3 protein-coding genes and 1 pseudogene are annotated in these 3184 nt (G+C 58.6%); 2 read left to right on the forward strand and 2 right to left on the reverse strand.

The annotated features are described in order from the left end of the window. Positions 1-206 (forward strand): hypothetical protein (locus tag ACX80E_RS17090; RefSeq protein WP_459303261.1); only part of this gene is annotated, 206 nt, incomplete at its 5' end. 201 nt (positions 207-407) lie between these two features. On the opposite strand, the gene ACX80E_RS17095 is transcribed toward ACX80E_RS17090, so the two are convergent. Next, positions 408-725, reverse strand: a complete 318-nt coding sequence (locus ACX80E_RS17095; protein WP_459303262.1) for an ArsR/SmtB family transcription factor — start codon at positions 723-725, stop codon at positions 408-410. A 74-nt stretch (positions 726-799) separates the two neighbouring features. On the opposite strand from ACX80E_RS17095, the gene ACX80E_RS17100 reads away from it, so the two are divergent. Continuing rightward, positions 800-1753 (forward strand): DMT family transporter, encoded by a 954-nt coding sequence (locus ACX80E_RS17100; RefSeq protein WP_459303263.1) that lies wholly within the window; start codon positions 800-802, stop codon positions 1751-1753. 92 nt (positions 1754-1845) lie between these two features. On the opposite strand, the pseudogene ACX80E_RS17105 reads toward ACX80E_RS17100, so the two are convergent. Beyond that, positions 1846-2862: pseudogene (locus ACX80E_RS17105) on the reverse strand (transposase). Between the last annotated feature and the right edge of the window lie 322 nt (positions 2863-3184).

A 3184-nucleotide genomic window follows, 5' to 3' on the forward strand; every position in this document is an offset into this window, starting at 1 on the left:
GTATCAATAAAACTTGGCACACTATTGAGTTCTCAAACAACAACCACACCCAGCCAACACACCCAAACCAACAAACAGTCCGCAATGATCAGTGCCGAGGCAACTTTTCAAGCTTACCCACAACGTTTCAGAAAAGCAAATCCACCAAACAGCGAACCAGCCCACCAAAACACCACAAAAACACCGGCAAAACCGGCATCAAGTAGGGGGATTTTCGTTCCCCCAACAAGCGGGGCAACTCGAAAAACAATACACGTCTTTCCACTGCATAGCCAACCGAAACCCTGTGACCCCGCGCACCTGCACAGGTGTCAGCGCCGGACTGAACATTGGACACTAGCGCCGATGCAAAAAGTTACTGTAGGCGCCCGGCAAGAAGCCCTCCGCCTTGTCCGTGCCACCCAACGTCAGTCTTCGCTGCGGGTGGCGGACTTGAGTATGGCGCTGATGACGTCAGGAAACCGCGCCTGTATCTCCCCAGTCCTGGGCCAATTGAGGCGACTGTTGCCCGGGCCGAGTTCCTGTCGGATGAGGCCCGATTCCCGGAGCACTTTGAAGTGCGCCGAGAGTGTTGATTTGGAAAGCTCGGATTCGAAGGTTCCGCAGGTCTTGCCGGGTTCGGCGTTGATGTCGACAAGGAGTCGAAGTCGCGTGGGGTCGGCGCAGGCGTGCAGGATTCTGGTTAGATCCAGGTCATCCGCCCGAGGGTGAAGAAGGGGTTTCATTCTGGCCTTCCTTTCGTCTCACCATCATGTACAGTGTTCATGTATTCGTCAACTCACGAACACTTGGAGTCGCCATGACCCGTACCACCTCACTCGCCGCCGTCGGCGGCCTAGCAACAGCTCTGGCCTGGGGCGGCATGTTCACCATCGCTAAAACCGCATTCCCCCATCTGGGGCCGTTCCAGCTGACGGTCGGCAGATTCATCGTGGCCACGGTCGTCTTTATGCTCATCCTCGCTCTCAAAGAGGGGCCCCGAGCCGTCATCCCTGGTAAGAGGGCCGGTGCCTTGTGGCTGGTGGGAACTATTGGCTTCGCCGGGTTCAACATGCTCATGTACGCCGGCCTAGCCTACTCGGCACCGCAAACAATCTCCTTGGTCATGGCGACACTACCTATGGTCACGCTGTTCGTCATGTGGGCCCGCACCAAAAAGCGCCCCGCTGGTCTGGTGCTCCTCTTCTCGGCCATAGCACTCGTCGGTGTCGCCATGGTTCTGGGGAACGGCAACCCTGCCGCTATCCTCCACGGTGGTCTCGGCCTAGGCGTTCCATTGACTTTTTCTGGCGTCATAGCGTGGGTCATCTACACGACCAGCCGCGGCGCCTTCCTGGAGTTAAGCCTGCTTAGGTTCACCACGCACACCTGCCTGCTCGGAACGGTCTCCATCATCGCCCTCACTTCGGTACTGACATGGAACGAGCCGCCCATAGCTGTCGGGGACGTCGGTGCCGTCATCTGGCAGATCCTCTACATGGCGCTTCCAGCCACTGTGCTGGCCGTACTCACCTGGAACTACGCCGTCGCTACTTTGGGGGCATCCAATGGGGTCCTGTTCATAAACCTTGTCCCCATCACTGCCTTTACCATCGAAGCCCTCCGCGGCCACCAGCCCACGGTCGGCGAAATCGCCGGAGTCACACTTACACTCGGTGCGCTTCTTGCCGTGAACCTGGTCGCGCGACGCAAGACGACAACCATCCGACGAATCGATGCCGCACAAGCCCTGGCCAACACACTCAAAGAGTAGAACGTGACCGCCAGCTAGTCCCAGAAACCTGCGCCGTGAGAAGTGCGGGTGGCTCTTGGTGGTTTGCGGGGATTTGGGTTCCCGGGTGAGTGTCATGCCGTCGTCCTGGCGGCACTTCTGAAGAGAATAGCTGATGTGTAGTTGTTTGGGTTGCGGTAGCCGCGGGCTGTGCGTTTGATGTGTTTGATGGCGGTGTTGTTGGCTTCGACTTTTCCGCTGGCGGCGCCGTTGACGATGAAGACTTCGATTTCCTTTCACCACCGGCAAATGGTCCGCCAGAGCCTGGTCGTCTCCGGTAGCTTCGATGCTTGAACCGGCTTCTCGAGGTCCTCTTTGGCTAGTTCGGCGTCTTCTCAGGAACCGGTAGGCAAAAGGACTCTGACTTGTTCCTTCACCTCCCAGGCCGCCTTGAGTTTCCCCGTCGGATCGTCCGTGGCGAAGACTATCTCCAACCTCGCGCGGGCATTCACTGAGAGGGTATCGTCAGCCCGAAGCAACAGCGTCCGGTGCGCCCACGCCGTTTCGACTCCCCGACGTCGCCGGCCATGAACCTGATGAGCGAGCTGCTGACGGACTTCGGTCATGGCCTGGTTCGCCAGGGAGACTTGATGGAAGTGATCCACCGCCACCGCTGTTCTGGGTAGCCACATCCGCAGCGCTTTCCTGAACGCAACCGAGGGGTCTTTCGCCACCACGTGCACTCCGAGGCGCCAGTGCAGTGGGCGTTGGATCAGCCACGCACCGACGACTGCATGGTCACCGCCGTCGACAACGCCCAGGACATGATCGGTATCGATGTCTGGGAGCTTGAGCAAGCAGGCTTCATTCACCGCATCCACCAAATGATCACGCAGCCTACCCGTGGAGCGTGATCGCGGTGGGACTTGGGTGGTGGATTCAAAGAATGACAGCCGCTCACACGCCATCTCTTGGCAGTACCACCGGTACTTTCGCCACAAGACTTCAATTTTCCCGGCGACGGGAATGTCGCGGATGCGTGGGAAGCGGCGTTCCTTCCTTCGCGTGGCCACCACCCCGCAGCTGGGGCACCCTGGTGGTTGCTCACTTTCAACAAGGACTTGGCGGCAACCATCAGCGGAGATTGTCATCGAGATGACACGGTAGTCGGGCAGATTGAAAAGCGTGGTGGCAGCGTCGACTGCCACAACGGTAGGCTCGTTCAAGGCTCGTGATCCTGTTCCGGTTGAATGCGTAGATAACACTCATCCCAGCAGGGCCACGGGCCCTTTGCGTAGCCAAGTCAAGAACTCAAACCGCCACGAACCACGAAGAGGCGTTAAATGGTTGTGGCCACCCTTTGGGGGTGGCCGTGGTTGTTTGGTTGTTAATGTGAGGGAGGCCCCACACCTGGGGTGTGGGGCCTCTACCTGTTTACGTGTTGTCCGGCGGTGTCCTACTCTCCCACATCCT

This window comes from Arthrobacter sp. TMN-49, from assembly GCF_054511095.1.